A 23723-nucleotide genomic window follows, 5' to 3' on the forward strand; every position below is an offset into this window, starting at 1 on the left:
CTAAATCATGGCAGTGACCGATCCCCTGGGTGATTTGCTCACCCGTATCCGTAATGGCCAGCGCGCGAAGAAGGACTCCGTCCTCACGCCGGCGTCGAAGCTGCGCGTCCGCGTGCTCGACGTTCTGCAGCGCGAAGGCTATATCCGTGGCTATAGCGAAGAGCAGATGGGCCCCGCGGCCGGCCTTCGCATCGAGCTGAAGTATTTCGAGGGCCAGCCTGCGATCAAGCATGTCGCACGCGTCTCGAAGCCCGGCCGTCGCGTCTATTCCGGCTCGCAGGAACTCCCGCGCGTCCGTAACGGCCTCGGCATCACCATCGTCTCGACGCCCCGCGGCGTGCTTTCGGATTCCGAAGCACGCGAGCAGAACGTCGGCGGCGAAGTCCTCGCGGAGGTGTTCTGATGAGCCGCATTGGTAAGAAGCCGGTCACCGTACCGGCGGGCATCACGCCGACCATCGAGAACAAGCAGCTGACGATGAAGGGCCCCAAGGGTACCCTCAAGATGCCGCTTCGCGACGAGATCAGCTACACGATCGAAGACGGCGGCATTTCGGTGCAGCCGGCCAACGACACCAAGCGCGCTCGCGCGTTCTGGGGCATGCAGCGGACCATGGTGCAGAACCTGGTCACCGGCGTGTCGGAAGGCTTCACCAAGAAGCTGCTGATCACCGGCGTCGGCTATCGTGCCGCAGCGCAGGGTCGCAACCTCAAGCTGCAGCTCGGCTACAGCCACGACGTCAACATCGACGTGCCGGAGGGGATCGAAGTCAAGACCCCCGACAACACGACGATCGAGATCTCGGGTTCGGACAAGCAGATGGTCGGTCAGCTGGCCGCGGAAATTCGTCAGTGGCGCAAGCCCGAGCCTTACAAGGGCAAGGGTATCAAGTACGACGGCGAGTTCATCTTCCGCAAGGAAGGGAAGAAGAAGTAATGACCAAGGGACTTTCTCTTTTCGCCAAGCGGCGTCGCCGCAACCGTACCGCGCTCCGCGCACGTGCAGGCACCCGTCCGCGGTTGTCGGTGCATCGCTCGGGCAAGCACATCTATGCCCAGGTGATCGACGATGCCGCCGGCACGACGGTCGCATCGGCCTCGACGCTGGAGAAGGACGTGCGCGGCACGTCCGGCGCCAACATCGACGCGGCGACTTCGGTCGGCAAGCGCGTCGCCGAGGCTGCCAAGGCAGCGGGCGTGACCCAGGTCGTGTTCGATCGCGGCGGCTTCCTCTACCACGGTCGCGTGAAGGCTCTTGCCGATGCCGCGCGCGAAGCCGGATTGGAGTTCTAAGACATGGCTGACGAAAACAACACGCCGGCAGTAATCGCTCCCGAGACGACCGCACAGGACGTCACGGCTCAGAACGTTCCGCAGAGCACTGGCTACCAGGGCAACAACGGTGGCGGTCGCGGTCGCGGCGGTCCCGGTGGCGGCGGCGGTGGTCGTGGTGGCCCCGGCGGCAACCGCAGCGGTGGCCCAGGCGGCAACCGCGGTGGTCGCGACGGCGGTCGCGGCCGCGACAATCGTGGCGGTCGTCCCGGTGCGGACGATGGCGGCGAAGAGCTGATCGAGAAGCTGGTGCACATCAACCGCGTCTCGAAGACGGTCAAGGGCGGTAAGCGCTTCGGCTTCGCAGCGCTCGTCGTCGTCGGCGACGGCAAGGGTCGTGCAGGCTTCGGTCATGGCAAGGCACGCGAAGTGCCGGAAGCCATCTCGAAGGCGACGGCTGCTGCCAAGAAGAAGATGGTTCGCGTTCCGTTGAAGGACGGTCGCACGCTGCATCATGACGGCAACGGTCACTTCGGTGCCGGCAAGGTCACGCTGCGGTCGGCGCCTCAGGGTACGGGCATCATCGCCGGTGGCCCGATGCGCGCAGTCTTCGAATCGCTGGGCGTTGCGGACGTTGTGACCAAGTCGGTCGGCACGTCGAACCCCTACAACATGATCCGCGCCACGTTCGAGGCCCTTGGCGAGCAGACCTCGCCCAAGGCCGTCGCACAGCGTCGCGGCAAGAAGATCGCCGACCTGCTCGGCCATGGTGGTTCGAAGACCGCCGAGGCCGATGCAGCTGCGATCACGGAGTAAGCGATCATGGCAACCATCAAGATCACGCAGACCGGTTCGCCGATCCGCCGCGAGAAGGACCAGCGCGCAACGCTGATCGGTCTCGGTCTCAACAAGATGCACAAGACCCGCGAGCTGGAAGACAGCCCAGAGGTCCGCGGCATGATCCGTAAGGTGCAGCACATGGTGTCGGTCGAAGGCTGAGCCTTCACGCTACCTAGTGACAAATACCGGGAAGGGGGCTAACGGCCCCCTTCCTTATTTCCGGATTCGAACCCGGCGATTTCAAACCAGCGCGTAACAAGCGAAAGCGAGTGCATTACCATGAAGCTCAACGAACTCCGCGATAACGAAGGTGCCCGTAAGTCCAAGATGCGCGTCGGACGCGGCATCGGCTCGGGCAAGGGCAAGACGGCAGGCCGCGGCCAGAAGGGCCAGAAGAGCCGCGAGGGCGTGTCCATCGCCGGCTTCGAAGGCGGCCAGATGCCACTGCACATGCGTCTGCCTAAGCGCGGCTTCAACAACATCTTCCGCAAGGACTTCGCAGAGGTCAACCTCGGTGCGATCCAGCTCGCGGTCGACGCCGGCAAGATCGAGGCGAACGCCACGCTCGACCACGACGCGCTGAAGGCCGCTGGCCTGGCACGCGGCGGCAAGGACGGCGTCCGCCTCCTCGCCAAGGGCGAGCTGACCACGGTCCTCTCGTTCACCGTCGACGGCGCGTCGAAGGGCGCGATCGAAGCGGTCGAGAAGATCGGCGGCAAGGTCGAGGTGATCCACTTCGTCCCCGCAGCCGAAAAGGCTGCCGCCAAGAAGGGCGTGAAGTACAAGGAGCGTGCGGCGCACAAGGCGTCGTTCAAGGCCTGACCTTGATGGGGGGGGGGCGCCGAGTGCGCCTCCTCCCTTTTTTGTTAAGGCCTTCTGAGTTGCTCCGCCACGGCAACCCATACGATCTCTCCTCCATCCCGTTCGTGCCGAGTAGAGGTCGAGCGTAGTCGAGAACTCGTATCGAGGTACAAGACCCAAGCGGGCCAGTCCTTCGATACGCCGTCTCGACAAGCTCGACGTCTACTCGGGACGAACGGGATGGGGTTGACCGCATCGGGTTCAACCAACGTAGTAAATCAGTGGACGAGGTGGTTCTCCACTCATCCATATCCGCCTTAGCCATTAGACAAGCGCGCCCGTGCGCCTATATGAGCGGCGGGGGGCGGTCACAACGCATCCCGCCTTCTTTGTTTCCAGGACGATCACACGCATGGCATCCGCAGCCGACCAGATGGCGCAAAGCATCAGCCTTTCGAAATTCGCGAAGGCGACCGACCTCAAGAAGCGGTTGTGGTTCACGATCGGTGCGCTGATCATTTTCCGCCTGCTCAGCTATGTCCCGCTGCCGGGTGTCGACCCGACCGCGCTCGGCCTGCTCTCGCAGCAGACGCAGGGCGGCGTGCTCGACTTCTTCAACACCTTCTCGGGTGGTTCGCTCAGCCGCATGTCGCTGATCGCGCTCGGCGTGATGCCCTACATCACCGCCTCGATCGTGGTGCAGCTCGCGACCTCGCTGTCGCCGACGCTCGCCGCCATCAAGAAGGACGGCGAGATCGGGCCGCAAGCGCCTCAACCAGTACACGCGCTACGGCACGGTCGGGCTGACCGCGGTGCAGGGCTACTTCATCGCCGTCGGCCTTGAGACGCTCGGGGCGGCTCAGGGCATCCAGGCGGTCATCGAGCCCGGCATGATGTTCCGCGTCGCCGCGGTCATCTCGCTGATCGGCGGTACGATGTTCCTGATGTGGCTCGGCGAGCAGATCACAAGCCGCGGCATCGGCAACGGCGTCTCGTTGATCATCATGGCCGGCATCGTCGCGCATCTCCCCGTCACGCTGGTCAACCTGCTCGAGGGCGGCCGCTCGGGCTCGCTCGATCCGATCAAGCTGATCGGCATCGTCGTTGCGGTGGTCGTGCTGATCCTCTTCATCTGCTTCATGGAGCGCGCGCAGCGCCGCATCCTGATCCAGTATCCCAAGCGCCAGACTCAGCGCGGCATGCAAGCCGATCGCAGTCATCTGCCGCTGAAGATCAACACCGCCGGCGTCATTCCGCCGATCTTCGCTTCGTCGCTGTTGCTGATGCCGTTGACGATCTCGCAGTTCGCCGGTCAGCGCGTCGCGGGTGAGTCGAAGTGGGGTGACTTCATCATCACCCTCAACCAGTACCTGCAGCACGGCTCGCCCGTGTACATGCTGCTGTACGGCGCCGGCATTATCTTCTTCTCGTTCTTCTACACCGCGGTCGTCTTCAACCCCGAGGAAACCGCCGACAACCTGAAGCGCAATGGCGGGTTCATCCCCGGCATTCGTCCGGGCAAGAACACCGAGAATTACTTCGATTACGTGCTGACGCGCATCACCGTCATCGGTGCGGCGTATCTGACGATCATCTGCTTGTTGCCGGAATATCTGGTGACCGCGTTGCAGATCCCGTTCTACCTCGGTGGCACCAGCCTGCTGATCGTCGTCAACGTGACGATGGACACGGTGACGCAGATCCAGTCGCACCTGTTGGCGCACCAGTATGGCGACCTGATCAAGAAGGCGAAGCTCAAGGGCAATCGACTTCGTTAAGTTGCGGGGCTAACCCGGTTTAATTCCTGCACGAACGAGGGGAGTGCGTTTCGTGAATATCATCCTTCTTGGACCGCCCGGCGCGGGCAAGGGCACCCAAGCCGCCACGCTCGTCAGCGAGCGCGGCATGGTGCAGCTTTCGACCGGCGACATGCTGCGCGCAGCGGTCGCCGCCGGAACGCCGGTCGGTCTCCAGGCGAAGTCGGTCATGGAATCCGGCGGTCTCGTCTCTGACGAGATCGTGTCGGGCATCATCGGCGAGCGTCTCGACCAGCCGGACACGGCGAACGGCGTCATTTTTGACGGCTATCCGCGAACTGCGGCGCAGGCGGAAGCGCTGGACGGTCTGCTGGCCGATCGTGGTCGCACGCTCGACTACGTCATCGAACTCGGCGTCGACGAGGCCGCGTTGATCGACCGCGTCGTCGGCCGCTACACCTGCGCCAAGTGCGGCACGGGCTATCACGATCGCTACAAGAAGCCGGTCGTGGCAGGCGTCTGCGACGTCTGTGGCTCGACCGAGTTCAAGCGCCGTCCCGATGACAACGCGGAAACGGTTCACAACCGCATGGCCGAATACCGCGCGAAGACGGCACCGATCCTGCCGATCTACGACGCACGGGGTCTGGTCTACCGCGTTGATGGCATGGCTGACATCGCGCACGTGGGCGCGGCGATCGCTGCGATTCTAGACAAAAAGTAAGCGTGTTCCCCTGGGGGGGGGGCGGGGCGCAATCTGGGTCCCCACCCTCACACCCTTTCCGTCATCCCGGCGCACGCCGGGACCCACGGATACGGCGGACCAAGCGAGAGCGTGCTACCACTTCCCACTCCGCAACCATGGGTCCCGGCGTGCGCCGGGATGACGGGGTAGGAGTGGGGCAGCTGACTGAGGCGCTTTCGTCTCAGGCCGACCACAACATCAACATGACGAAATTGTCACCCCTCGGTCATCGCCCTGACCCCCGCCCGATCCTAGAACGAACACGTGGCCAGCAACGGTCGCATGAGTTTCCAGAGATCGGTGCCCGTCACTCCCGGGGGTACCGTGGGGGGCCGGCGGGAAGGGTTCTTTCCGCCGGCCTTTCCGTTTATAAGGGCAGGAGATGGTGACCGAAATCGGTGGCAGGGAAGGTGATACCGCGTTGAGCCGCAAGATCCTGATCGTCGAGGACGACGCCTCGACATCCGCCTATCTTGCCAAGGGCCTGGCTGAGGCCGGCCATGCAATCGAAGCGTGTGCAGACGGCCGCGACGGCCTGTTCCTGGCAAGCGAGGGCATCTTCGACCTCATCATCGCGGATCGCATGCTGCCGGGCCTGGATGGCCTGTCTATGGTCAGCGCGATCCGCGCCGCGGGCATCGCGACGCCCGTACTGATCCTGTCCGCACTCGCCGCCGTCGACGACCGGGTCGACGGTCTCAAGGCAGGTGCCGACGATTATCTGTGCAAGCCCTTCTCGTTCGCCGAGCTCTCCGCACGGATCGAGGCCATGCTCCGCCGCTCCGATCGCGCTGCGACCGAACCGCAGAAAACCAAGCTCTCCGTCGGCGACCCTTGGAAATCGATCTGCTCGCCCGCGCGGTGTCGCGTGCCGGCCGCTCGATCCCGCTTGGCGCCCGTGAGTTCAACCTGCTCGAATTTCTCGCCCGCCATGCCGGCCAGGTGGTGACCCGCACGATGATGCTCGAGAAGATCTGGAATTACCATTTCGACCCGGGCTCGAACGTGGTCGACGTCCATATCGGCCGTCTCCGCCGCAAGCTCGAGGAAGGTTTCCCGACGCCGATCCTCCACACGGTCCGCGGCGCAGGCTATCGGCTCGCCGTAGAAGGGTGATTCGCCTTTCGGTAACAGCCCGAATCGCGCTGCTCTCGATCGCGCTGGCGCTGATCTCCAATCTCGCGCTGGTCGGCTTCGTCTGGAAGACCACCAGCGCCGACGCGATCGACGCGATCCGGCGCGAGACCACCGAGCAATCGGAAGCCCTGCGCGCGGTCTGGCGTAACGGCGGCCTCCCCGCGATCCGCCAGGCGATCGACAGCGCAGTCGTCCCTGGCGACGTATCGCTCGTGCTCGCGGTCGTCGACCCGAAGGGCAGGGCAGTCGTCGGCATTGCACCCGAACGCCTCGCAGTCCCGCTTCGCATCACGCAGTTCCGCATCGCACGACTCGGCGCCGACGAACTCTGGTCGGCACGCGAGACGGGGTACGCGCTGCATCCGCTCGGCAGCTACTGGCTGCTGACCGGTCGCAATCTCGACCTGATCGCCGCGGAGGAACGCGCGATCGAACGCGCGCTCGCGGTCGCCGTGTTCCTGTCGCTCGCGCTTGGCGTGGTCGGAGGGCTCGTCCTCACGCGCTACGTCAGCCGCCGTCTCGACGGCATCGCCAAGGCGATCGAGGCAGCCGGTGAAGGCGATCTCTCTCGCCGGGTCGACATGATTGCGGGGGGCGGCGATGCGTTCGACCGCCTTGCCGCGCGCCTCAACGTCATGCTTGGCAAGCTCGAAGGCGTGATGGCCGAACTTCGGATCGTCACCGATAGTCTCGCGCACGACCTCCGCTCCCCCGCTCGCACGCCTGCGCACCAAGACCGAGCAGGCGGTGCTGATCGCCGATCCCGACGCTCGGGAGGCGGCGCTGGGCGGCCTCCTGGTCGAAACCGACCTGGTGATGAGGATGCTGACGATGGTGATCGAGATCAGCCGCTCGGGCTCGGTTTCGCGCGACCGCTTCATCGAGGTATCGCCCGCGAACCTGCTCGAAGAGATCGGCGAACTCTACGCGCCTGTCGCGGAGGACGCGGGGCTCGTCTTTACGATCGCGATCGACGACCGCCCGCCACCAATGAAACTGCACCGCGAACTCATCAGTCAGGCGATCACCAACCTGATCGACAACGCGCTCCGCCACGGTGCCGGCGGTGGCGAAGTCACGCTGCGGATCGTCCACCGCACCGACGGCGTCGCGATCCAGGTCGAGGACCGGGGCCCCGGCATCGCCGCCTCCGACCGCGCCCAGGCGTTGAAGCGCTTCGGCCGCCTCGACAGCGCCCGCTCGACGCCCGGTGCGGGACTTGGCATGGCGCTGATCGAAGCGGTAGCGCGCCTGCACGATGGCCACTTCGAACTCGCCGACAACGCGCCGGGCTTGGTCGCGCGCATAGTCCTCCCAGTCTGATCCTCCCCCGCAAGGGGAGGTGGCTGGCGCTTGCCAGACGGAGGGGGAGGAAAGGCTAACCTCGGTTGCGTGTCCTCCCCCTCCGTCGCTCCGCGCCACCTCCCCTGGCGGGGGAGGATTAGCAGTGGCAATCGGTTGACCCCGAGGACGACCGCGGCGAGACCGTGTCCATGACGACGCTTGCCTCCCACCGCCGCATCCTCGCCGCCAGCCTGGTCGGCACCGCAGTCGAGTTCTACGACTTCTACATCTACGCGACCGCAGCGGCACTGGTGTTCGGGCCGCTGTTCTTCTCGGGCCAGTCCGCGTCGGCGCAGTTGCTGCTGAGCTATGCGACGTTCGGCCTCGCCTTCGTCGCGCGCCCAGTCGGCGCGATCGTGTTCGGGCATTTTGGCGATCGGATCGGGCGCAAGTCCACCCTCGTCGCATCGCTGTTGTTGATGGGCGGATCGACCGTCGGCATCGCGTTTCTCCCCACTTATGCGCAGGTCGGCTGGATCGCTCCGGCGCTGCTGTGCCTGATGCGGCTCGGGCAAGGGCTCGGGCTTGGCGGCGAATGGGGCGGGGCAGCCTTGCTGGCGGTCGAGAACGCGCCGCCGCACCGCAAGAACACCTGGGGCATGTTCCCGCCGCTCGGCGCACCGGTGGGCTTCCTCGCCGCCAACGGGCTGTTCCTGATCATCGGCCTCGTGCTCGACGAGGCGCAGTTCATCGCCTGGGGCTGGCGGATTCCGTTCCTGCTCAGCACGATCCTTGTCGGACTCGGCCTGTGGGTACGGTTGAAACTGACCGAGACGCCAGCGTTTCTGGAAGCGGAAGCGACCGAGGCACTCCCAAGGTGCCGATCGCGACGTTGCTGACGCAGCACCTCCGCGCGACGCTGGCGGGCACGTTCGGCGTCATAGCATGTTTCGCGCTGTTCTACCTCGCGACCGCGTTCGCGCTGGGTTACGGCACCAAGACGCTCGGCTATTCGCGCGAGGCGTTCCTCGGCGTCGAACTCGTCGCGATCTGGTTCCTGGCGGGCGGCGTGATCGTAGCCAGCGTGCTCGCGGACCGGCATTCCGCAGCACGAATGCTCGCGATCGGGTTTGCCGGGTGCATCGGTGTCGGCGCGCTGATGGGGCCGATGCTGGGCTCCGGATCGCTCTTCACGGTGTGGCTGTGGCTGTCGGGCGCACTGTTCGTGATGGGGTTCGCCTACGGCCCGCTCGGCGGTTGGTTGCCGAGCCTGTTTCCGGCGGGGGTTCGCTACACCGGCGTGTCGATGACGTTCAACCTTGGCGGCGTGCTCGGCGGTGCACTCGCGCCGATCGTCGCGGAGGCATTGGCCCCGCATGGGTTGTGGCTGGTTGGTGGGTATCTGATGGCGGCCGGGGTGCTGAGCCTTGGCGGGCTGCTGATCCTTGGCCGCACGACCGACAAATAGAATGCTCTCCCGCTTCTGCGGGAAAGCATTCTTTTACGCCGACACTGACCGCAACAGCGTCAGCCGGGCCTTTGCCGTGCACGCGCGTGGCGTCGACCTCGAACCCGGCCAGTTCGACGACCTCGGCCTTTGCCGTCTCCAGGCTGATCCACGTCGCCGGTCCGACCCAACCCAGCCGCGACAGCTTGTCGAGCGCGACCAGTCCGGCGCCGGTGCTGTACGGCGGGTCCATCAGGATCACGTCGAGCGGCGCCGGCGCGGGCCCGAGCGCCATCACCGACGTCGCGCGGACATCACCGCGGATCTCCAGCTTGGCGAGGTTGGCCTTGAGCGCGTCGACCGCCAGCTTGTCCGATTCGACGAACATGCACGTCGCCGCACCGCGTGAGAGCGCCTCGATTCCGAGCGCACCCCGAGCCCGCGAACAGATCGGCGACCGCCAACCCCCTCGAAGCTTCCGACGCGGCTCGTCAGCATCGAGAACAAGGTCTCGCGCATCCGGTCGGCGGTGGGACGGGTGGTGTCACCCTTGGGCGCGGCGATCTGACGGCCGCGGTACAGTCCTGCGATGATCCGCATCAGCGCTTCCCCTCCACGTGGTGCACGGGGCGGATGACCGCGCCCTCCCGACGGACCCTTGCCAGGCGCAGTAGGACGACTGCCGCGCTCAGGCCGCGCGGGACCCTCCGACCGCACCGGCCTTGGCTCGGCACCCGGACGCCCGCTGGCACTCCGCGCCGCACGCTTGTCGAGCGAGCTGCGTCCCCGCGAATCGTCGGCCTGCGGACGGAAGCCCCGCGGCTGCTCCTGACGCTGCACCGTAGCGCCCGCACCGACGCGCGACGGCGCAGCGCGCTCCCGCGGCGGCTTGGCGGCGCGGAAATGCTTGATCTTCGGGCTCGTGCTCAGTTCCTCGCCACGATCCGCACGCTCCTGCCGCACATACGGCTTGGACGTCTCGCCACTCGTCGGCCGGGCGTGATGCGTCCCGCTCGGCCGCGCGGCGTTGCGCGTATCGGGCCGCGCCCAGGGGATCGTTGACGTCGCCGCGCTGCATCGCCGCGGTCGGACGGATCCGCTCCGGACGCGCCGGGCGCGAAGGCCGATCGGTCGGTACAGCACCGCTCGAAAAACCCGAACTCGCGGGCGCCGCATATGGACTACGAACCGGTGTGCGCGCACTACCGACGGCAGGTCGCGCACCCGAGACCGGACGCGCGCCCGGCGCCGGTCGCGTCGTCGCAGCAGGCCGCGGCGCATTGCTGCCCCGTTGGCTAGACCGCGCGCCGATCCCGGCACCCGCACCGGCACTCGCGCTGATCCCAATGTTCGCGCGCGCACCCGGACCCTCGGGTTTGCCCTTCGCCAGTTCCTTCTGGAACGCGACGACGTCGTGCTGCAGCACTTCGCCGATCTGTCCCGGCGCAAGATCGCCGAGCACGAACGGGCCATAGCGCGTGCGGATCAGTCGCGAGACCTGCAATCCGAGATGTTCCAGCACGCGGCGGACTTCGCGGTTCTTACCCTCGGTCAGGATCATCTCGATCCAGACGTTCGCGCCAGTGCGACGCTCGATATTCGCGTTGATCGAGCCGTAGCGGACGCCCTCGATCTCGATCCCCTCGATCAGTTCCTCAAGCTGCGGCTGCGTGATGTTGCCGTAAGCACGCGCACGATAGGCACGTTCGACACCCGTCGCAGGCAGTTCGAGCTGGCGCTTGAGGCCACCATCGGTGGTCATCAGCAACAGCCCCTCGGTGTTGAGATCGAGCCGACCGACCGGCACGAGCCGCGGAAGATCCTGTGGCAGGCGATCGTAGATCGTCGTGCGGCCGGCGGGATCGCGCTCGGTGACGAGCAGCCCGGTCGGCTTGTGATACAGGAACAGCCGCGCCGAACTCGGAGCCTCGACCGGGTCGCCATCGACCGTCACGCCGTTGAGGTTGCGCAGGATGGTCGCGGGCGTGTCGAGAATGCTGCCGTTGAGCGCGACGCGGCCCTCGGCGATCATCCGCTCGATATCGCGGCGCGAGGCGATTCCGGCGCGCGCGAGCAGCTTGGCGATACGGTCGCCCTTGATCGGTGCGGTCGGCGTTTCGGTGGAGGTTGCGGGCGCGTCGTTCGACGGGCTGGCAGTCGGGTTATCGTCTTTTGAAGTCGTCATGGCGCGGCTGATACTATGGATCGACGCTCAGCGCGAAAATATTTGCGACCGTTCGTGCGGCGGTGCGTTAGAACTCGCGAGCGTAACGACCTTTCGTTCGCGTCCGGGGGCCTGTCGGCAATGTTGTTCGGGAAGAAGAAGCGGCAGATTGTCCGGCTTTTGGTAGTCGAGGACGAACCGCTGGTCGCGTTCGATACCGAATATTTCCTAACCGACGCGAAGTTCACGATCGTCGCGACGATCGACCGGGTCGCTGAGGCCTTGCCGATCCTGGCGAGCGACACGGTGATCGATCTGGTGCTCGTCGACGTGAACCTGGCGGACGGTTCAGGCATCGACGTAGCGCGCGCGGCACATGCCCGCGGCGTGCCAGTGATGTTCGTGACGGGAAGCTGCCCGGTCGAGGCGACGACGCTCGCCGCCGGCTGCATGGCCAAGCCGTATATGCCGCGCGACCTGATCGCGGCGATCGAGGCGATCGAGGCGATGCTCGGTGGCGGCAAGCCGACGCGCGTGCCGTCTGGCTTCACGTTGTTTCCGCGGACGGCGTGACGCTCGTCGGCTAACGTCTTCCCTCGTTCGGACAGCGCGCTATGGTTAGCGCATGTCCATCGATACCGTCGCTCCCGATCCCGTCGAACGCCGTTCCGTTCTCGCAACGCTCGCGCCGTACCTTCGGCCTAGGCCGATCGCCGCGTTGCTGCTCGGCATATCGAGCGGCTTTCCGCTCGCCCTGTTGCTCGGGACGATGGGCTATTGGCTGTCGAAGGTCGGTATCGACAAGAAGACGATCGGGTTCGCGATCGGCCTGACCACGCCGTACACGCTGAAGTTCCTGTGGGCGCCATTCATCGACCGGTTCGAGATTCCGGTGCTGACGCGCCTGGTCGGACAGCGCCGCGCATGGCTGTTCGTGGTTCAGGCGCTGTTGTTCGGCTCGGTCTGGATGCTCGGGTTCAGTGCGCCCCAAGAGCACCTCGGCGTCTTCGCGTTCTGGGCGATCGTCACCGCGTTCCTCGGCGCGACCCAGGACATCGTCATCGACGCCTATCGCATCGAGATCCTGCCTGAGGACGAACTCCCGCACGGTACCGCCAACAACCAGTTCGGCTACCGTCTCGGCAACCTGGCTGCAGGCGTCGGCACGATCGCGATTGCCTCGTCTGAAGGCCTGGGGCTGGGCTGGGCGCTCGGCTACGGCCTGACCGCGTTCTGCGTCATCCCCGGCGCACTAGCCGCTCTTTGGGCCGGGCGGGGCCTCCACGATCGCGTGCTCGCCAAGCAGCCGCACGAGACCCGCGGGCGCTGGCTCGAAGACACGATCATCGGCCCGTTCCGCGAATTCTTCCAGCGGCGCGGCGCGGTGCTGATCCTGCTGTTCGTGCTGATCTACAAGCTCGGCGACGCGATGGGGCAGGGGATGCTGAACCCGATGATCGTCGAGCTCGGGTTCAGTGACACCGAGTTCATCGCGATCAACAAGCTCGTCGGTTTCTGGGGGCTGATCGTCGGCACCGCGCTTGGCGCGCCGTTCATGGCGTGGCTCGGTCTCGGCCGCGCGCTGTTCGTCTCGGGCGTGCTGATGATGCTGAGCAACTTCACCTTCGTGATCCTCGCCTGGCACGGCCATTCGAACACGTGGCTGACGATCGCGGTGGCGACGGAGCAGGTGACCAGCGGTATCGGCCTGACCGTGTTCGTGACGTATCTCTCGGGCCTGTCGAACCTCGCCTACACCGCGACCCAGTTCGCGCTGCTGTCCTCGTTCGCCGCGGTCGGGCGGACGTGGCTGGCGGCCCCCGCCGGCTATGCCGCCACAGCGCTCGGGTGGCCGGGGTTCTGGATGCTGACGATGGTCGTCGCGATCCCCGGCCTCGTGCTGTTGTGGATCTTGTGGCGGCAGGGGTTCGTGGTCGAGAGCGTCCGCCGGGCGCGCGCAGACCAAACCCCGGACTCCCCAGCCGCTACACCGTGATCGGGCGCCCCTCGTCGGCGAAGGCCGCTGCGACCGCGGCGGCGCTGGCGAGGACGCCGTCGATGCGACGGACGCCGAGCAGGTCGGCCATCAGATAGCGTGCGGTCTCGGGCGCGGTCTCGACGCGCGCGAGCACTGACAGCATCGCCGATTCCGCCGGCGTCATCCGCGCGCAGCAGCACGGGGCGATCGCGATCGTACCCGCCGAGGTGCCGGCTAGGTCGGCCATCAGCGCCCTCAGCAGCACCAGCGGGCGACGGAAGCCTTGTCCGAACGCGGTGAACATCGTGTGCGAGGCACGGGCATCGGCGAGGCCGTGCGCGCCCATGCGCCGCATCGCGAACAGGGCGATTCGCGCGTTTTCACAAGGCGGTAGCGCATGGGGCAGCAGCGAGGTCGCGCTGACGATGGTCTGTGTCGAGGCGGCCGTCGAGTTGGTCGTCGAATTGGGGCGGGTATCGGTCATTCACGCGACTCCGTGGTGGTGCCCACAAAGTCGCCCGTTGGTTATTGATAGTCAATAGCAATAAGAACTTAGTCCGGTGGTTGGTCGTTTGCGGCGAGCACTTCACCGGCGAGGTAGAGCGAACCGGCGATCAGCACGAGTTGCGGCTGGTCGGTTTGTGCGGCGATCGCGGCTAGCGCTTCACTCGGCGTGGCGGCTGTTCCAGCGGTCTTTCCGAACGATCGGGCGAGCGTCGCAAGTCCCTCGGGCGCGTGATGGGCGTGGCCGGGGACGGGAATGGCGATGACGTGGCCGACCGAAGGCGACAGGATGCGGATCACGGCGTCCGCATCCTTGTTCGCGAGCATGCCGAGGATCAGCGTCACCGGGCGGCCCTTGGCGAGCGTCCGCAGCGCGCGCGCGACCGGTTGCGCGGCGTTGGGATTATGTGCGCCGTCGAGCCATAGCTCGCTGCCCTTGGGCAATCGCGCGAGCAGCGGGCCATCCGACAATCGCTGCATCCGCGCGGGCCAGTGCGCCCAGTCGGCGGCGGCGCGCATGGCCGCCTCGGGAACGTGCAGCGCGCCCTGGTGACGAAGCATCGCGATCGCGAGCGCGAGGTTGCGCGACTGGTGCGCGCCGACGAGGCGGGGGCGGTTGGTGACGACCGAGAAGCCGGTGTCCTCGTAGCGGACGGTCGAGCGTGCGGTCTCGCTCGTCCAGCCGGTGCCGCGGGCGAACACCGGCGCGCCGGCGGCATCAGCGACCGCAGCGATCTTCGCGCGGAGGGCCTTGGGATAGTCCATCGTGACGAGCGGCACGCCAGGCTTGGCGATGCCCGCCTTTTCGCCGGCGATCTCCAGAAGCGTGTCGCCGAGGAACGACTGGTGGTCGATGCCTAGCGCAGCGATGCCGGTGACGACCGGGTTGGGAATGACGTTGGTCGCATCGAGCCTGCCGCCGAGACCGACCTCGACGATCGTCGCGGCGGCGGGCGTGCGGGAGAAGGCGAGGAACGCGGCGGCGGTGGTGACTTCGAAGAAGCTCGCCTGGAGGTCGGCGGCGTGGTCGAGCACTTCCGACAGCAAGCCGGCGAGCAGGTCGTCATCGATCAGCTTGCCCGCGAGGCGGATGCGTTCGTTGAAGCGGACGAGGTGGGGCGAGGAATAGACGTGGACGCTGTGCCCGGCAGCCTCGATCGCGGCGCGGAGGAACGCGCAGGTCGAACCCTTCCCATTGGTGCCCGCGACGTGGAACACCGGGGGAGATCGAGGTGCGGGTCACCGAGGCGGCTCAGGAGCGCGGTGATGCGCTCGAGGCCGAGGATGTCGGCGCCGGGCGACAGCGCGGTGAGGCGGTCGAGCTGCGCTTGCACTGCGGGGGACGAGGACGTCGCGTGGTCGGGCATTCTTCTAGACTCCCTCTCCCCTCCGGGGGGAGAGGGCTGGGGTGAGGGGGCTGTTCCGGACGTAGCGCCTGTGGCCGCCCCTCACCCCGACCCTCTCCCCGGAGGGAGAGGGGGCAGTGTCACGCAGCTTCGCGCGCGCTTAGATACCCGATGACCGTGCCGAGTTGCCCGCGCAGGTCCTTCCGGTGAACCACCATGTCGATCAGCCCATGCTCCAGATAATACTCGCTTGTCTGGAAATCCTCGGGCAGCTTCTCGCGGATCGTGCTCTCGATCACGCGGCGACCGGTGAACGCCAGCGTCGCCTTGGGCTCCGCGATCTGGACGTCGCCGAGCATCGCGTACGCCGCCATCACGCCGCCCGAGGTCGGGTCGGTCAGCACGACGATATACGGCAGGCCGGCGTCATGCAGCATCTGGATCGCGACGGTGCTGCGCGGCATCTGCATCAGGCTGAGGATACCCTCCTGCATGCGTGCGCCGCCAGATGCGGTGAAGATCACGTAGGGCACGCGGTCCTCGATCGCCGCCTCGACGCCGCGGACGAAGGCTTCGCCGACCGCGAGGCCCATCGAGCCGCCCATGAAGCCGAAGTCCTGCACGCCGACGACGACACGGTGGCCGTCGATCGCGCCGCGTGCGTTGATCAGCGCGTCCTGCTCGCTGTTATCGGTACGCGCGGCCTTGAGACGATCGGTGTAGCGTTTCTGGTCACGGAACTTGAGCGGGTCTTCGGGTACTTTCGGTGCCGGAAGCTCCGAACAACTGCCCTCGTCGAACAACTGCGCAAAGCGAATCTTCGGCCCGATGCGGTCGTGATGATCGCACTTCGGGCAGACATACAGATTGTCCTCGAGCTCCTTGGTGAAGACCATCTGCCCGCAGCCCTTGCACTTGTGCCAGAGATTCTCGGGCGTCTCGCGCTTCGCGACGAAGGGCAGGACGTTGCGGACGCTGTTGAGCCAGCTCATGCAGGAACCTTTCGGGCCGACGCGACGGCGTCGGCGAGAGACTTGATATAGGCGCGGACCGGCTCGGCCGCAGCGGCACCGTGCTGTGCGACCAGCTCGACGATCGCCGAGCCGACGACGACGCCGTCCGCGACCCGTGCGACGTTGGCCGCCTGCTCAGGCGTGCGGATGCCGAAGCCGACCGCGATCGGGATGTCGGTCTGTGCCTTCAGGCGGGCAACGGCGTCCTCGATCGAGGATTGCTGCGCCTGTTGGAGCCCGGTGATGCCCGCGACCGAGACGTAATACAGGAACCCACTCGCGCCATCGAGCACGGTCGGCAGGCGGGCGGCGTCGGTGGTGGGGGTGGCGAGGCGGATGAGGTCGATCCCGGCGCCGCGCAACTGCGGACCGAGCGCATCGTCTTCTTCGGGCGGCACGTCGACGCAGATCACGCCGTCGACGCCAGCCTTGGCAGCGGCCTCGGCGAACCAGTCGGCGCCACGTCGGAGCATCGGGTTGCCATAGCCCATCAGGACGAGCGGTACGTCCGGATGGCGCGCGCGGAATGCGGTGGCGGTCGCGAGAATGTCCGCGGTGCGGGTGCCTTGCGCGAGGCTGCGGATGTTCGCCGCCTGGATCGCGGGGCCGTCGGCCATCGGATCGGTGAACGGCATGCCGAGCTCGATCGCGTCGGCGCCGCCCGCGACCAGTGCGTCGAGGATCGGGCCGGTCGCCTCGGTGGTGGGATCACCCGCAGTGACGAAGGCAACGAGCGCGGCGCGACCGGCGGCGGCGGTGCGCGCGAAGGTGGCGGCGAGGCGGCTCACAGCTCCCCTCCCGCTTGCGGGAGGGGATGACATAGCCGCACGTAAAAGGTCGGGGGAGCGAACAGGCCCTCCCCCGACCCCTCCCGCAGGCGGGAGGGGAGCAGAAGCGCGATCATATCGCCACCCCGAGCGCTTCGGCGATGGTGAAGATGTCCTTGTCGCCGCGGCCGCACAGGTTGGCGAGGATGATCTGGTCCTGCCGCATTTCGCGCGCCTTCTTCGTCACCGTGGCGATCGCGTGGCTTGGCTCCAGCGCGGGGATGATGCCCTCGGTCCGGCACAGGAGCTGGAACGCATCGAGCGCTTCGGTGTCGGTGGCGCTGTCATACTGGACGCGGCCGATGTCGCGTAGCCAGGCGTGCTCGGGACCGATGCCGGGATAGTCGAGCCCGGCCGAGATCGAATGCGCCTCGGTGATCTGGCCGTCCTCGTCCTGCAACAGATAGGTCTTGTTGCCGTGGAGCACGCCCGGAAAACCGCCCGCGAGGCTCGCCGCGTGCTGCTTGTCGAGACCATGACCAGCCGCCTCGACGCCGAGCATCTGCACGTCGGCATCGTCGAGGAACGGGTGGAACAGTCCGATCGCGTTCGAGCCGCCACCGATCGCGGCGACCAGCATGTCGGGCAGGCGACCGATGCGCTCGAGCATCTGCGCGCGCGCCTCGGTACCGATCACGCTTTGGAAATCGCGGACCATCTCGGGGTAGGGGTGCGGGCCAGCGGCGGTGCCGATGATGTAGAAGGTGTCGTGGACGTTGGCGACCCAGTCGCGCATGCCCTCGTTCATCGCGTCCTTCAGCGTGTGCGCGCCGCTGGTCACGGGGCGGACTTCGGCGCCGAGCAGCTTCATGCGGAACACGTTGGGCGCCTGTCGCTCGACGTCCTTGGCGCCCATGTAGATCACGCAGGGCAGGCCGAAGCGCGCGCAGACCGTGGCGGTGGCGACGCCGTGCTGGCCCGCGCCGGTCTCGGCGATGATCCGGGTCTTGCCCATCCGCATCGCAAGCAGGATCTGGCCGATGCAGTTGTTGATCTTGTGAGCACCGGTGTGGTTCAGCTCGTCGCGCTTGAACCAGACCTGCGCGCCCATCCCCTCGGGGGGCGGACTCGCGCAGCGCTTCGGTCAGCCGTTCGGCGTAATAGAGCGGGCTCGGGCGGCCGACATAATGTTCGAGCAGGTCGTCGAACTGCGCCTTGAAAGCGGGGTCGGCCTTGGCGGCGCGGTACGCCTCGTCGAGTTCGAGGACGAGCGGCATCAGCGTCTCGGCGACATAGCGACCGCCGAAGTCGCCGAAATGGCCGCGCTCGTCGGGCTGGGCGCGGTAGGAGTTGGGGGCGAGGGTGGGAGCGTTCATGACTGGGCGTTTAGCACTTCGTAAATCGCTGTCACCCCTTCCGTTTCCGCTAACTACCACCCCGGCGGAGGCCGGGGCCCAATTGGAAAGGTCATAATGGCGGCGGGAAGGGACTGTCACAGGTCTCCCCCAATTGGGCTCCGGCCTTCGCCGGGGTGGCGCTAGAGCGTTGCGACAGCTTTCAGAAACGATGCGATCTTTGTTTCGTCCTTCGTACCCGGTTCGCTTTCCACGCCCGAGGATACGTCGACCAGTTCCGCCCCGGTCCGTCGGAGGGCCTCCGCCACGTTGGCCGCATCAAGCCCGCCCGACAGCGCCCAGGGCAGTGGATGCCGGAACCCGTCGAGCAGATCCCAGTCGAACCGCAAGCCCATCCCGCCGGGCAGCGCCGCCGAGTCCGGAGTCTTCGCGTCGTACAGGATACGGTCGGCGACTCCGACGAACCCGTGTGCCGCATCGAGATCGCCGCGCGTGCGGACCGCGACCGCAACCCAGGTCTCGATCCCGAACTTCGCGCGGATCGCGGCGACGCGTGGCGGAGACACCTTGTGGAGTTGCAGCACGTCGAGCGCCGCCGAGCCGACCGCCTGTTCGAGCATGTCGTCCTCGGGATCGACGAACACGCCGACTTTCGCGACATGCCGCGGTACGCGGGCGGCAAGCTCGGCGGCCTTGGCGAACGTCACGTGGCGCGGCGAGGCGGGGAAGAACACGAACCCGACATGGCTCGCCCCGTGCTTGATCGCGGCGTCGAGCGTGGCGGGGGTGGACAGGCCGCAGATCTTGGCGGTGGTCATGAGGGTTCCTAAAACGGATCGCGGAGGTCCAACGATCCTCCCCCGCAAGGGGAGGTGGCAGGCGCAGCCTGACGGAGGGGGCGGGAAGGGATGACGGACGTTCCGTGTCCTCCCCCCTCCGTCGCCTTCGGCGCCACCTCCCCCTGGCGGGTGAGGATTATGAAGTTAAGCCTTGGGTTAAAGCGTCGCGCCGATCGCGCGGGCGGCGGTGTCGGGGTCTTCGGCCTGCGTGATCGGGCGACCGACCACCAGGATCGAGGCGCCGGCGTCCATCGCCTGGCGCGGGGTGACGACGCGCTTCTGATCACCGACCTGGCCGTCGGGCAGGCGTACGCCGGGCACCACGAAGAACCCCTTGGGCCAGATCGCCTTGGCCGCCGCAACCTCCGCACCCGAGCAGACGATGCCGTCGACCCCGGCCTCGCAGGCGAGCTCGGTGAGCCGCGAAACCTGGTCGTGCGCGTTCCCGATGACGCCGGTCGCGGCGAGATCGGTCGCGTCAAGGCTGGTCAGCATCGTTACCGCGATCACCTTCGTGCCGAGCGGCGCCGCCGCCTTCGCGTCCTCCAGCATCGCCCGCCCGCCACTGGCATGCACGGTCAGGATCGCCGGCTTCAGCGCGCCCAATGCCTGCACCGCCTTGGCCACGGTGTTCGGAATGTCGTGCAGCTTGAGGTCGAGGAAGATCGGCAGGCCGAGTTCCGCCATCGCATGCACGCCGGACTGGCCGTGCGCGCAGAAGAATTCGAGCCCGAGCTTGATCCCGCCGACATGGTGGCGGACGCGCGTTGCCATCGCCTTCGCACGGGCAAGGTCAGGCGTGTCGAGTGCGACGTAGATCCGGTTGCTCACAGGAGCGACCCCGGCGGCGTAGCGGGCGGCATAACAGTCGGTGCGATCGTTGCCGGAGTCTCGGCAGCCACGAACGCCACCGGTTCCGGCCGCGGCGTGCGCAGGTCCAGCAACTCGCGCTCGCAGGTCGACAGCCGTTGGCGCAGCCGCCACCGGATCGCGTGGTTGTACAGCATCGTCGGCACGAACCCGATCAGGAACGTCACGAACAGCAGCAGCGGCAGGTTCACGTCCGCGATCAGCCCGCCCCATAGCTGGATCTGGACGGCGTTCCAGTTGCTGATGGTGAAGACCGCGGCGATGAACGCCAGCAGGCACCAGAACAGGATTTTCAGGAACTGCATGCGGCGACCCTTTATTATACCCCTATCGCGCCGAAACGCGGTTGGAAATGCAGAGCTACCGCCACATCGGCGTTTTGGCCAGCTTTAGCCGATTTCCGTCCGCAACTGCGCGATCAGCGGCAGGATCGCGGTCAGTCTCGGCTCCTCCTCATCGAGGATCGCGAGGAACGCGGCGCGCTTGATCGCCGCCACCCGGCCGGGCTTCATGCGCACGGTGGACGGCAGCGTCGAGACGGTGATGTCGATCATCCGTTCCGACCCGTGCAGCCGCCCCCAGAGATAGTCGTTCTCGCGGTAGGCACGGCTGAAGAACGCGCCGAACGTGCCGAACTGGATCCCCTTCAACGTCGCCTCCGCGCCGCCGGAGCGGATCGAGGTCGCATCGTCGGGCGCGATCCGGTCGACCTTGATCGGATCGAACTCGTCGAGACCCTCGCCCTGCAGCAACGGCAGCGTCGCGGTGTCGAAATACGGGAAGCCGAGATAGGCCAGCAACAGCGTCCGCCGCGTCGGCTTGGCGAGCGCGGCGAACGCTTCCGCCAGCCGCTGGTCGGTTTCCGCATCGAGGCGATCGAGGTCGAACGTCCGGCCGAGCGTTTCCAGCACCGCGCCCGCATCGCCGCGCATCGCCCGTACCGCATCGTGGAGCCCGGCATGCATCTCGGCGCGCAACCGGTCGAGATACGGCGACAGCGATTCGTAGATCGCATCGCGCATCGGACCCAGCTCGGGCTCGTCGGCGGCGGTCTCAACTTCCGACAGGCGCCGCGCCATCAGCCGCAGCCGACGGATACGAAAGCCGATGTCGAACGTCTGCAGGAACGCGATCGATGCGGCGCTGGCCCCACCGGTCTGGCCCGACCCGAGCAGGTCCGCACCCGAAGCGGCGACGTGCGCGACGATCGCCGCCCGGATCTGCGCCAGCCGCCGGGGCCGGTGGTGCTCCCCGGCATCGAACAGGAGCAACGCCAGCGTCTCGATCACCGCGCTGCGTTTCAGATGGCCGTACGCGACGAAGCCATAGCCCGAACTCGCCGCCGCGGCCTTTTGCGCGCGCCGCCGCCACGCGATCAGCCGCGGTGCGGTCGGCCGGTCGAGGAACAATGTGTGGCCGAACAGCGATTCGACGTCGGCCTCCACCTCGGGACGGATCGCGGCAAGAATGCCGCGCATCCGGTCGATCCGCGCCGAGCGTTCGGCGATCGCCTCCAGATTGTCGCGGATCGGTTGCTGGCGGGGAATATCGCTGATCGCGCCGATGATCGTCTGGAAGAAGCCGGGCGTCCCGCCACCGCGGTTCAGCCGTAGCTTGATGTCGGGCGAGGGGTCTATGTAAATGAAGCGGCGGTCGATCTGGCGCCGCGCCGGCCGCTCCTTGAGCGCATCGAGCGCAGGCCGGAACGGTGCATTGGCGAGCACTGAGCCGTCGATCAGCACCGCGCTTTCCGCTGCGTTCGCGGCCGTATGACGGGGCAGGACACGCGCAAGGAACGCCGGACGTTCCGGCCACTCGATCGCGCGATCCTTCAGCACGCCGTCCAGTTCGGCGACCGTGAACGGGGGGAACGCACCCGGAAAGCTCGACGTCGCGCGCGCCGCGAACGCCAGTTCCGCAGGCGGCGCGAGCGTATCGCACGCTCCACCATTGTCGGTGAAGTCGACCACCAGGCGATGCTCGGTCTCGACCACTTCCGCCGGCGAATTGAGCTGCAACCGCTCCGGATGCCCGGAAAAGTCGGTGACCGTCACGAACAGGTCGAGCGGCTGGCCCGGCGGCAACAGGCGCGGCCCGCGCTCGCTCGCCGCCATCGCGTTGAACGCATCGAGCAGCAGGTTGGTGAAGGTCTTCCCCCGAACGGCGGCTCGAACCAGCGCGAGCGGATGAAATGCGACAGCTTGGTGCGCACCTCCTCACGCGTGGGATCGTCGAGCGCGTCGACCTTGTCGGTGCTGCGACCCGCGGCCATCCAGGCGAGCGGCATGGCCCAGGCCTTCGAGAATCGCGATTTTGGTGCCGCCTCGGTATCGATCAGCGCCTCGACATCCGCCGACGTCATCCACAGGTCGGTCAGCGGGTCGAGGCTTTGCCCGGTCGCGATCGCCTGTGCCAGGAAGATGCCGTTGATCCCGCCTGCGCTGGCGCCCGCGATGATGTCGGCAAGGACGCGGACGCGGATCGCGCCGTGCGCCTCGATCTCCTGGAGCAGCGCGTGATACACGCCCTCGCTGCCGCCCTTCGGCGTGTCGCCGTCGTGGAAGGCGCGGCTGGCGCAGACGAGCCGCCAGATCTCCTTGGTGATGCCGTGCATGTAGACCGCAAGGCTGATCCCGCCATAGCAGACGAGCGCCAGTCGCAGTTCCTTCTCGCGCATTCTACATCCTCATGCCGACGGTATCGCTCGGGGTTTTATCCGGTGGCCCCGGTTCGGTTCGTCGGTGTCCTTGGCTCCAGAATAGCCCAGATCGGCAAGTGATCCGAGGCTTTCCGTGCCGCCGGGCTGGCATGGACGCCACACTCGACCACGTTCAAGTCCGACGACACCATGATCCGGTCGAGCCGAGCGACCGCGCGCCGCGAATGGAAGCTCGCTCCCGTCTCGGCGAACGCATAGTCGCGGCCGAAATCGCGCAGGCACCCGGCGCCAGCGCTCCATTCGTTGAGGTCGCCCATCATCACCGTCGGATGCGCCTGCGCGCAGGTATCGACGTGGTTCATGATCGCGGCGGCCTGCTTGCGCCGCCACAGGCCGGACAGATCGAGATGCATGCCGAGCACGCGCAACATGCCGCCCGCGAACTGGACGTCGGCCATCACCGCCCCACGTGGCTCCAGCGAGGGGAGGTGGAGCGGTTCGCTGTCGACGATCCGCGCCGACTTGCGCACCAGGATGACGTTGCCGTGCCAGCCCATGCTGAGCGCGCGCAGGCCGAAGTCGACCGGCTTCCAGTCGCTATGCTCCTCCAGCAGGTGGTGCGGCAGCACGCAGGCCTTGGCACCAAACCGCCGGTCCGCCTCCTGTAGCGCGATCACGTCCGCATCGATCTCGCGCAGCACCTCGACCACGCGTTCGGGATTGCGCCGACGGTCGAGCCCGATGCCCTTGTGGATATTGTAGCTGGCGACCTTGATCATGCGTGGGCCCCTATAACGCGACGGGCGCGATCCGGGTTGCAGAATGACGGTGTGCGACATGCAAAAGGCACGGGCGGTCGATCCGGTGGAAGAATTACGTCGCTGAAGCGCTGTCGTGGAGCGGAGACCCACACCCGAGCGTTGTATGTCCAGATTGTGGGGGAATT

19 protein-coding genes and 8 pseudogenes are annotated in these 23723 nt (G+C 66.8%); 15 read left to right on the forward strand and 12 right to left on the reverse strand.

The annotated features are described in order from the left end of the window. Positions 1-7 precede the first annotated feature (7 nt). The 12 genes and pseudogenes from rpsH (at position 8) to NHF48_RS18690 (ending at position 9303) form a co-directional block, all read left to right on the forward strand. Positions 8-403, forward strand: a complete 396-nt coding sequence (gene rpsH, locus NHF48_RS18635; protein ID WP_031393751.1) for a 30S ribosomal protein S8 — start codon at positions 8-10, stop codon at positions 401-403. After that, the gene (gene rplF, locus NHF48_RS18640; RefSeq protein WP_056047628.1) at positions 403-936 is read left to right on the forward strand and encodes a 50S ribosomal protein L6; all 534 of its coding nucleotides are present in this window, start codon (positions 403-405) and stop codon (positions 934-936) included. The genes rpsH and rplF overlap by 1 nt, the downstream gene beginning before the upstream one ends. Next, complete coding sequence (gene rplR / locus NHF48_RS18645; protein ID WP_031393749.1) at positions 936-1292, forward strand: 50S ribosomal protein L18; 357 nt, start codon at positions 936-938, stop codon at positions 1290-1292. The genes rplF and rplR overlap by 1 nt, the downstream gene beginning before the upstream one ends. A gap of 3 nt (positions 1293-1295) precedes the next feature. Beyond that, positions 1296-2087, forward strand: a complete 792-nt coding sequence (gene rpsE / locus NHF48_RS18650) for a 30S ribosomal protein S5 (protein WP_132898059.1) — start codon at positions 1296-1298, stop codon at positions 2085-2087. Between the two features lie 6 nt (positions 2088-2093). Then, the gene (gene rpmD / locus NHF48_RS18655) at positions 2094-2270 is read left to right on the forward strand and encodes a 50S ribosomal protein L30 (protein WP_055872633.1); all 177 of its coding nucleotides are present in this window, start codon (positions 2094-2096) and stop codon (positions 2268-2270) included. A 120-nt stretch (positions 2271-2390) separates the two neighbouring features. Continuing rightward, complete coding sequence (gene rplO, locus NHF48_RS18660; protein ID WP_056047631.1) at positions 2391-2933, forward strand: 50S ribosomal protein L15; 543 nt, start codon at positions 2391-2393, stop codon at positions 2931-2933. A gap of 391 nt (positions 2934-3324) precedes the next feature. After that, a pseudogene (gene secY, locus NHF48_RS18665) lies at positions 3325-4690 on the forward strand (preprotein translocase subunit SecY). A gap of 52 nt (positions 4691-4742) precedes the next feature. Next, a complete protein-coding gene (locus NHF48_RS18670) occupies positions 4743-5393 on the forward strand; it encodes an adenylate kinase (protein ID WP_253071939.1) in 651 nt (216 codons plus the stop codon). A gap of 442 nt (positions 5394-5835) precedes the next feature. Then, positions 5836-6530: pseudogene (locus tag NHF48_RS18675) on the forward strand (winged helix-turn-helix domain-containing protein). Between the two features lie 497 nt (positions 6531-7027). Further along, positions 7028-7144: pseudogene (locus tag NHF48_RS18680) on the forward strand (hypothetical protein); the annotation flags it as partial. 154 nt (positions 7145-7298) lie between these two features. After that, positions 7299-7874 (forward strand): sensor histidine kinase, encoded by a 576-nt coding sequence (locus NHF48_RS18685; RefSeq protein ID WP_253071940.1) that lies wholly within the window; start codon positions 7299-7301, stop codon positions 7872-7874. Positions 7875-8044: 170 nt separating this feature from the next. Further along, positions 8045-9303 (forward strand): annotated as a pseudogene (locus NHF48_RS18690) (MFS transporter). A 33-nt stretch (positions 9304-9336) separates the two neighbouring features. On the opposite strand, the pseudogene rsmD reads toward NHF48_RS18690, so the two are convergent. Together rsmD and NHF48_RS18700 are read right to left on the reverse strand one after the other, a co-directional pair. Continuing rightward, positions 9337-9882: pseudogene (gene rsmD / locus NHF48_RS18695) on the reverse strand (16S rRNA (guanine(966)-N(2))-methyltransferase RsmD). 88 nt (positions 9883-9970) lie between these two features. Further along, positions 9971-11314 carry a pseudouridine synthase gene (locus NHF48_RS18700; protein WP_446741221.1) on the reverse strand — a complete coding sequence of 448 codons (1344 nt, stop codon included), beginning with the start codon at positions 11312-11314 and terminating at the stop codon, positions 9971-9973. 273 nt (positions 11315-11587) lie between these two features. On the opposite strand from NHF48_RS18700, the gene NHF48_RS18705 reads away from it, so the two are divergent. Together NHF48_RS18705 and NHF48_RS18710 are read left to right on the forward strand one after the other, a co-directional pair. Then, on the forward strand, positions 11588-12019 hold the full coding sequence (locus NHF48_RS18705; protein ID WP_253071942.1) for a response regulator: 432 nt from the start codon (positions 11588-11590) through the stop codon (positions 12017-12019). Positions 12020-12071: 52 nt separating this feature from the next. Then, positions 12072-13442, forward strand: a complete 1371-nt coding sequence (locus tag NHF48_RS18710) for an AmpG family muropeptide MFS transporter (protein WP_253071943.1) — start codon at positions 12072-12074, stop codon at positions 13440-13442. Here the strand turns inward: NHF48_RS18710 and NHF48_RS18715 are convergent. Both NHF48_RS18715 and NHF48_RS18720 read right to left on the reverse strand, forming a co-directional pair. Next, positions 13432-13908 (reverse strand): DUF6628 family protein, encoded by a 477-nt coding sequence (locus tag NHF48_RS18715; RefSeq protein WP_253071944.1) that lies wholly within the window; start codon positions 13906-13908, stop codon positions 13432-13434. The genes NHF48_RS18710 and NHF48_RS18715 overlap by 11 nt on opposite strands. Before the next feature lie 68 nt (positions 13909-13976). Beyond that, positions 13977-15232, reverse strand: a pseudogene (locus tag NHF48_RS18720) (bifunctional folylpolyglutamate synthase/dihydrofolate synthase). Between NHF48_RS18720 and NHF48_RS25375 the strand changes: the two are divergent. Continuing rightward, the gene (locus tag NHF48_RS25375) at positions 15161-15340 is read left to right on the forward strand and encodes a hypothetical protein (RefSeq protein WP_253072534.1); all 180 of its coding nucleotides are present in this window, start codon (positions 15161-15163) and stop codon (positions 15338-15340) included. The pseudogene NHF48_RS18720 and the gene NHF48_RS25375 overlap by 72 nt on opposite strands. Before the next feature lie 74 nt (positions 15341-15414). Here the strand turns inward: NHF48_RS25375 and accD are convergent, their stop codons facing one another. The 8 genes and pseudogenes from accD to NHF48_RS18765 all read right to left on the reverse strand — a co-directional run bounded on the left by accD (position 15415) and on the right by NHF48_RS18765 (position 23556). Further along, positions 15415-16266, reverse strand: a complete 852-nt coding sequence (accD, locus tag NHF48_RS18730; protein WP_253071945.1) for an acetyl-CoA carboxylase, carboxyltransferase subunit beta — start codon at positions 16264-16266, stop codon at positions 15415-15417. Then, on the reverse strand, positions 16263-17075 hold the full coding sequence (trpA, locus tag NHF48_RS18735; protein WP_253071946.1) for a tryptophan synthase subunit alpha: 813 nt from the start codon (positions 17073-17075) through the stop codon (positions 16263-16265). The genes accD and trpA overlap by 4 nt, the downstream gene beginning before the upstream one ends. 112 nt (positions 17076-17187) lie before the next feature. Continuing rightward, positions 17188-18430 (reverse strand): annotated as a pseudogene (gene trpB, locus NHF48_RS18740) (tryptophan synthase subunit beta). Positions 18431-18591: 161 nt separating this feature from the next. After that, the gene (locus tag NHF48_RS18745) at positions 18592-19227 is read right to left on the reverse strand and encodes a phosphoribosylanthranilate isomerase (RefSeq protein WP_253071947.1); all 636 of its coding nucleotides are present in this window, start codon (positions 19225-19227) and stop codon (positions 18592-18594) included. A gap of 177 nt (positions 19228-19404) precedes the next feature. Continuing rightward, a complete protein-coding gene (gene pyrF, locus NHF48_RS18750; RefSeq protein ID WP_253071948.1) occupies positions 19405-20079 on the reverse strand; it encodes an orotidine-5'-phosphate decarboxylase in 675 nt (224 codons plus the stop codon). Continuing rightward, entirely contained in the window at positions 20076-20423 is a 348-nt protein-coding gene (locus tag NHF48_RS18755) for a hypothetical protein (protein ID WP_253071949.1), read from the reverse strand. The genes pyrF and NHF48_RS18755 overlap by 4 nt, the downstream gene beginning before the upstream one ends. Positions 20424-20507: 84 nt before the next feature. Next, positions 20508-22795 (reverse strand): annotated as a pseudogene (locus NHF48_RS18760) (patatin-like protein). A 35-nt stretch (positions 22796-22830) separates the two neighbouring features. Beyond that, positions 22831-23556 carry an endonuclease/exonuclease/phosphatase family protein gene (locus NHF48_RS18765; RefSeq protein WP_253071950.1) on the reverse strand — a complete coding sequence of 242 codons (726 nt, stop codon included), beginning with the start codon at positions 23554-23556 and terminating at the stop codon, positions 22831-22833. Between the last annotated feature and the right edge of the window lie 167 nt (positions 23557-23723).

It is taken from the genome of Sphingomonas sp. H160509 (assembly GCF_024124765.2).
GTDB lineage: Bacteria > Pseudomonadota > Alphaproteobacteria > Sphingomonadales > Sphingomonadaceae > Sphingomonas.

What these genes read in the sequence shown, in the direction of transcription:
- NHF48_RS18700 (WP_446741221.1), bottom strand. Translation starts at nt 11,314, where the DNA reads ATGATCGCCGAGGGCCGCGTCGCGCTCAACGGCAGCATTCTCGACACG.
- rplO (WP_056047631.1), top strand. Translation starts at nt 2,391, where the DNA reads ATGAAGCTCAACGAACTCCGCGATAACGAAGGTGCCCGTAAGTCCAAG.
- rpsE (WP_132898059.1), top strand. Translation starts at nt 1,296, where the DNA reads ATGGCTGACGAAAACAACACGCCGGCAGTAATCGCTCCCGAGACGACC.
- accD (WP_253071945.1), bottom strand. Translation starts at nt 16,266, where the DNA reads ATGAGCTGGCTCAACAGCGTCCGCAACGTCCTGCCCTTCGTCGCGAAG.
- NHF48_RS18755 (WP_253071949.1), bottom strand. Translation starts at nt 20,423, where the DNA reads ATGCAGTTCCTGAAAATCCTGTTCTGGTGCCTGCTGGCGTTCATCGCC.
- rpsH (WP_031393751.1), top strand. Translation starts at nt 8, where the DNA reads ATGGCAGTGACCGATCCCCTGGGTGATTTGCTCACCCGTATCCGTAAT.
- NHF48_RS18745 (WP_253071947.1), bottom strand. Translation starts at nt 19,227, where the DNA reads ATGACCACCGCCAAGATCTGCGGCCTGTCCACCCCCGCCACGCTCGAC.
- rpmD (WP_055872633.1), top strand. Translation starts at nt 2,094, where the DNA reads ATGGCAACCATCAAGATCACGCAGACCGGTTCGCCGATCCGCCGCGAG.
- rplF (WP_056047628.1), top strand. Translation starts at nt 403, where the DNA reads ATGAGCCGCATTGGTAAGAAGCCGGTCACCGTACCGGCGGGCATCACG.
- NHF48_RS18715 (WP_253071944.1), bottom strand. Translation starts at nt 13,908, where the DNA reads ATGACCGATACCCGCCCCAATTCGACGACCAACTCGACGGCCGCCTCG.
- rplR (WP_031393749.1), top strand. Translation starts at nt 936, where the DNA reads ATGACCAAGGGACTTTCTCTTTTCGCCAAGCGGCGTCGCCGCAACCGT.
- NHF48_RS18765 (WP_253071950.1), bottom strand. Translation starts at nt 23,556, where the DNA reads ATGATCAAGGTCGCCAGCTACAATATCCACAAGGGCATCGGGCTCGAC.
- NHF48_RS18705 (WP_253071942.1), top strand. Translation starts at nt 11,588, where the DNA reads ATGTTGTTCGGGAAGAAGAAGCGGCAGATTGTCCGGCTTTTGGTAGTC.
- NHF48_RS18710 (WP_253071943.1), top strand. Translation starts at nt 12,072, where the DNA reads ATGTCCATCGATACCGTCGCTCCCGATCCCGTCGAACGCCGTTCCGTT.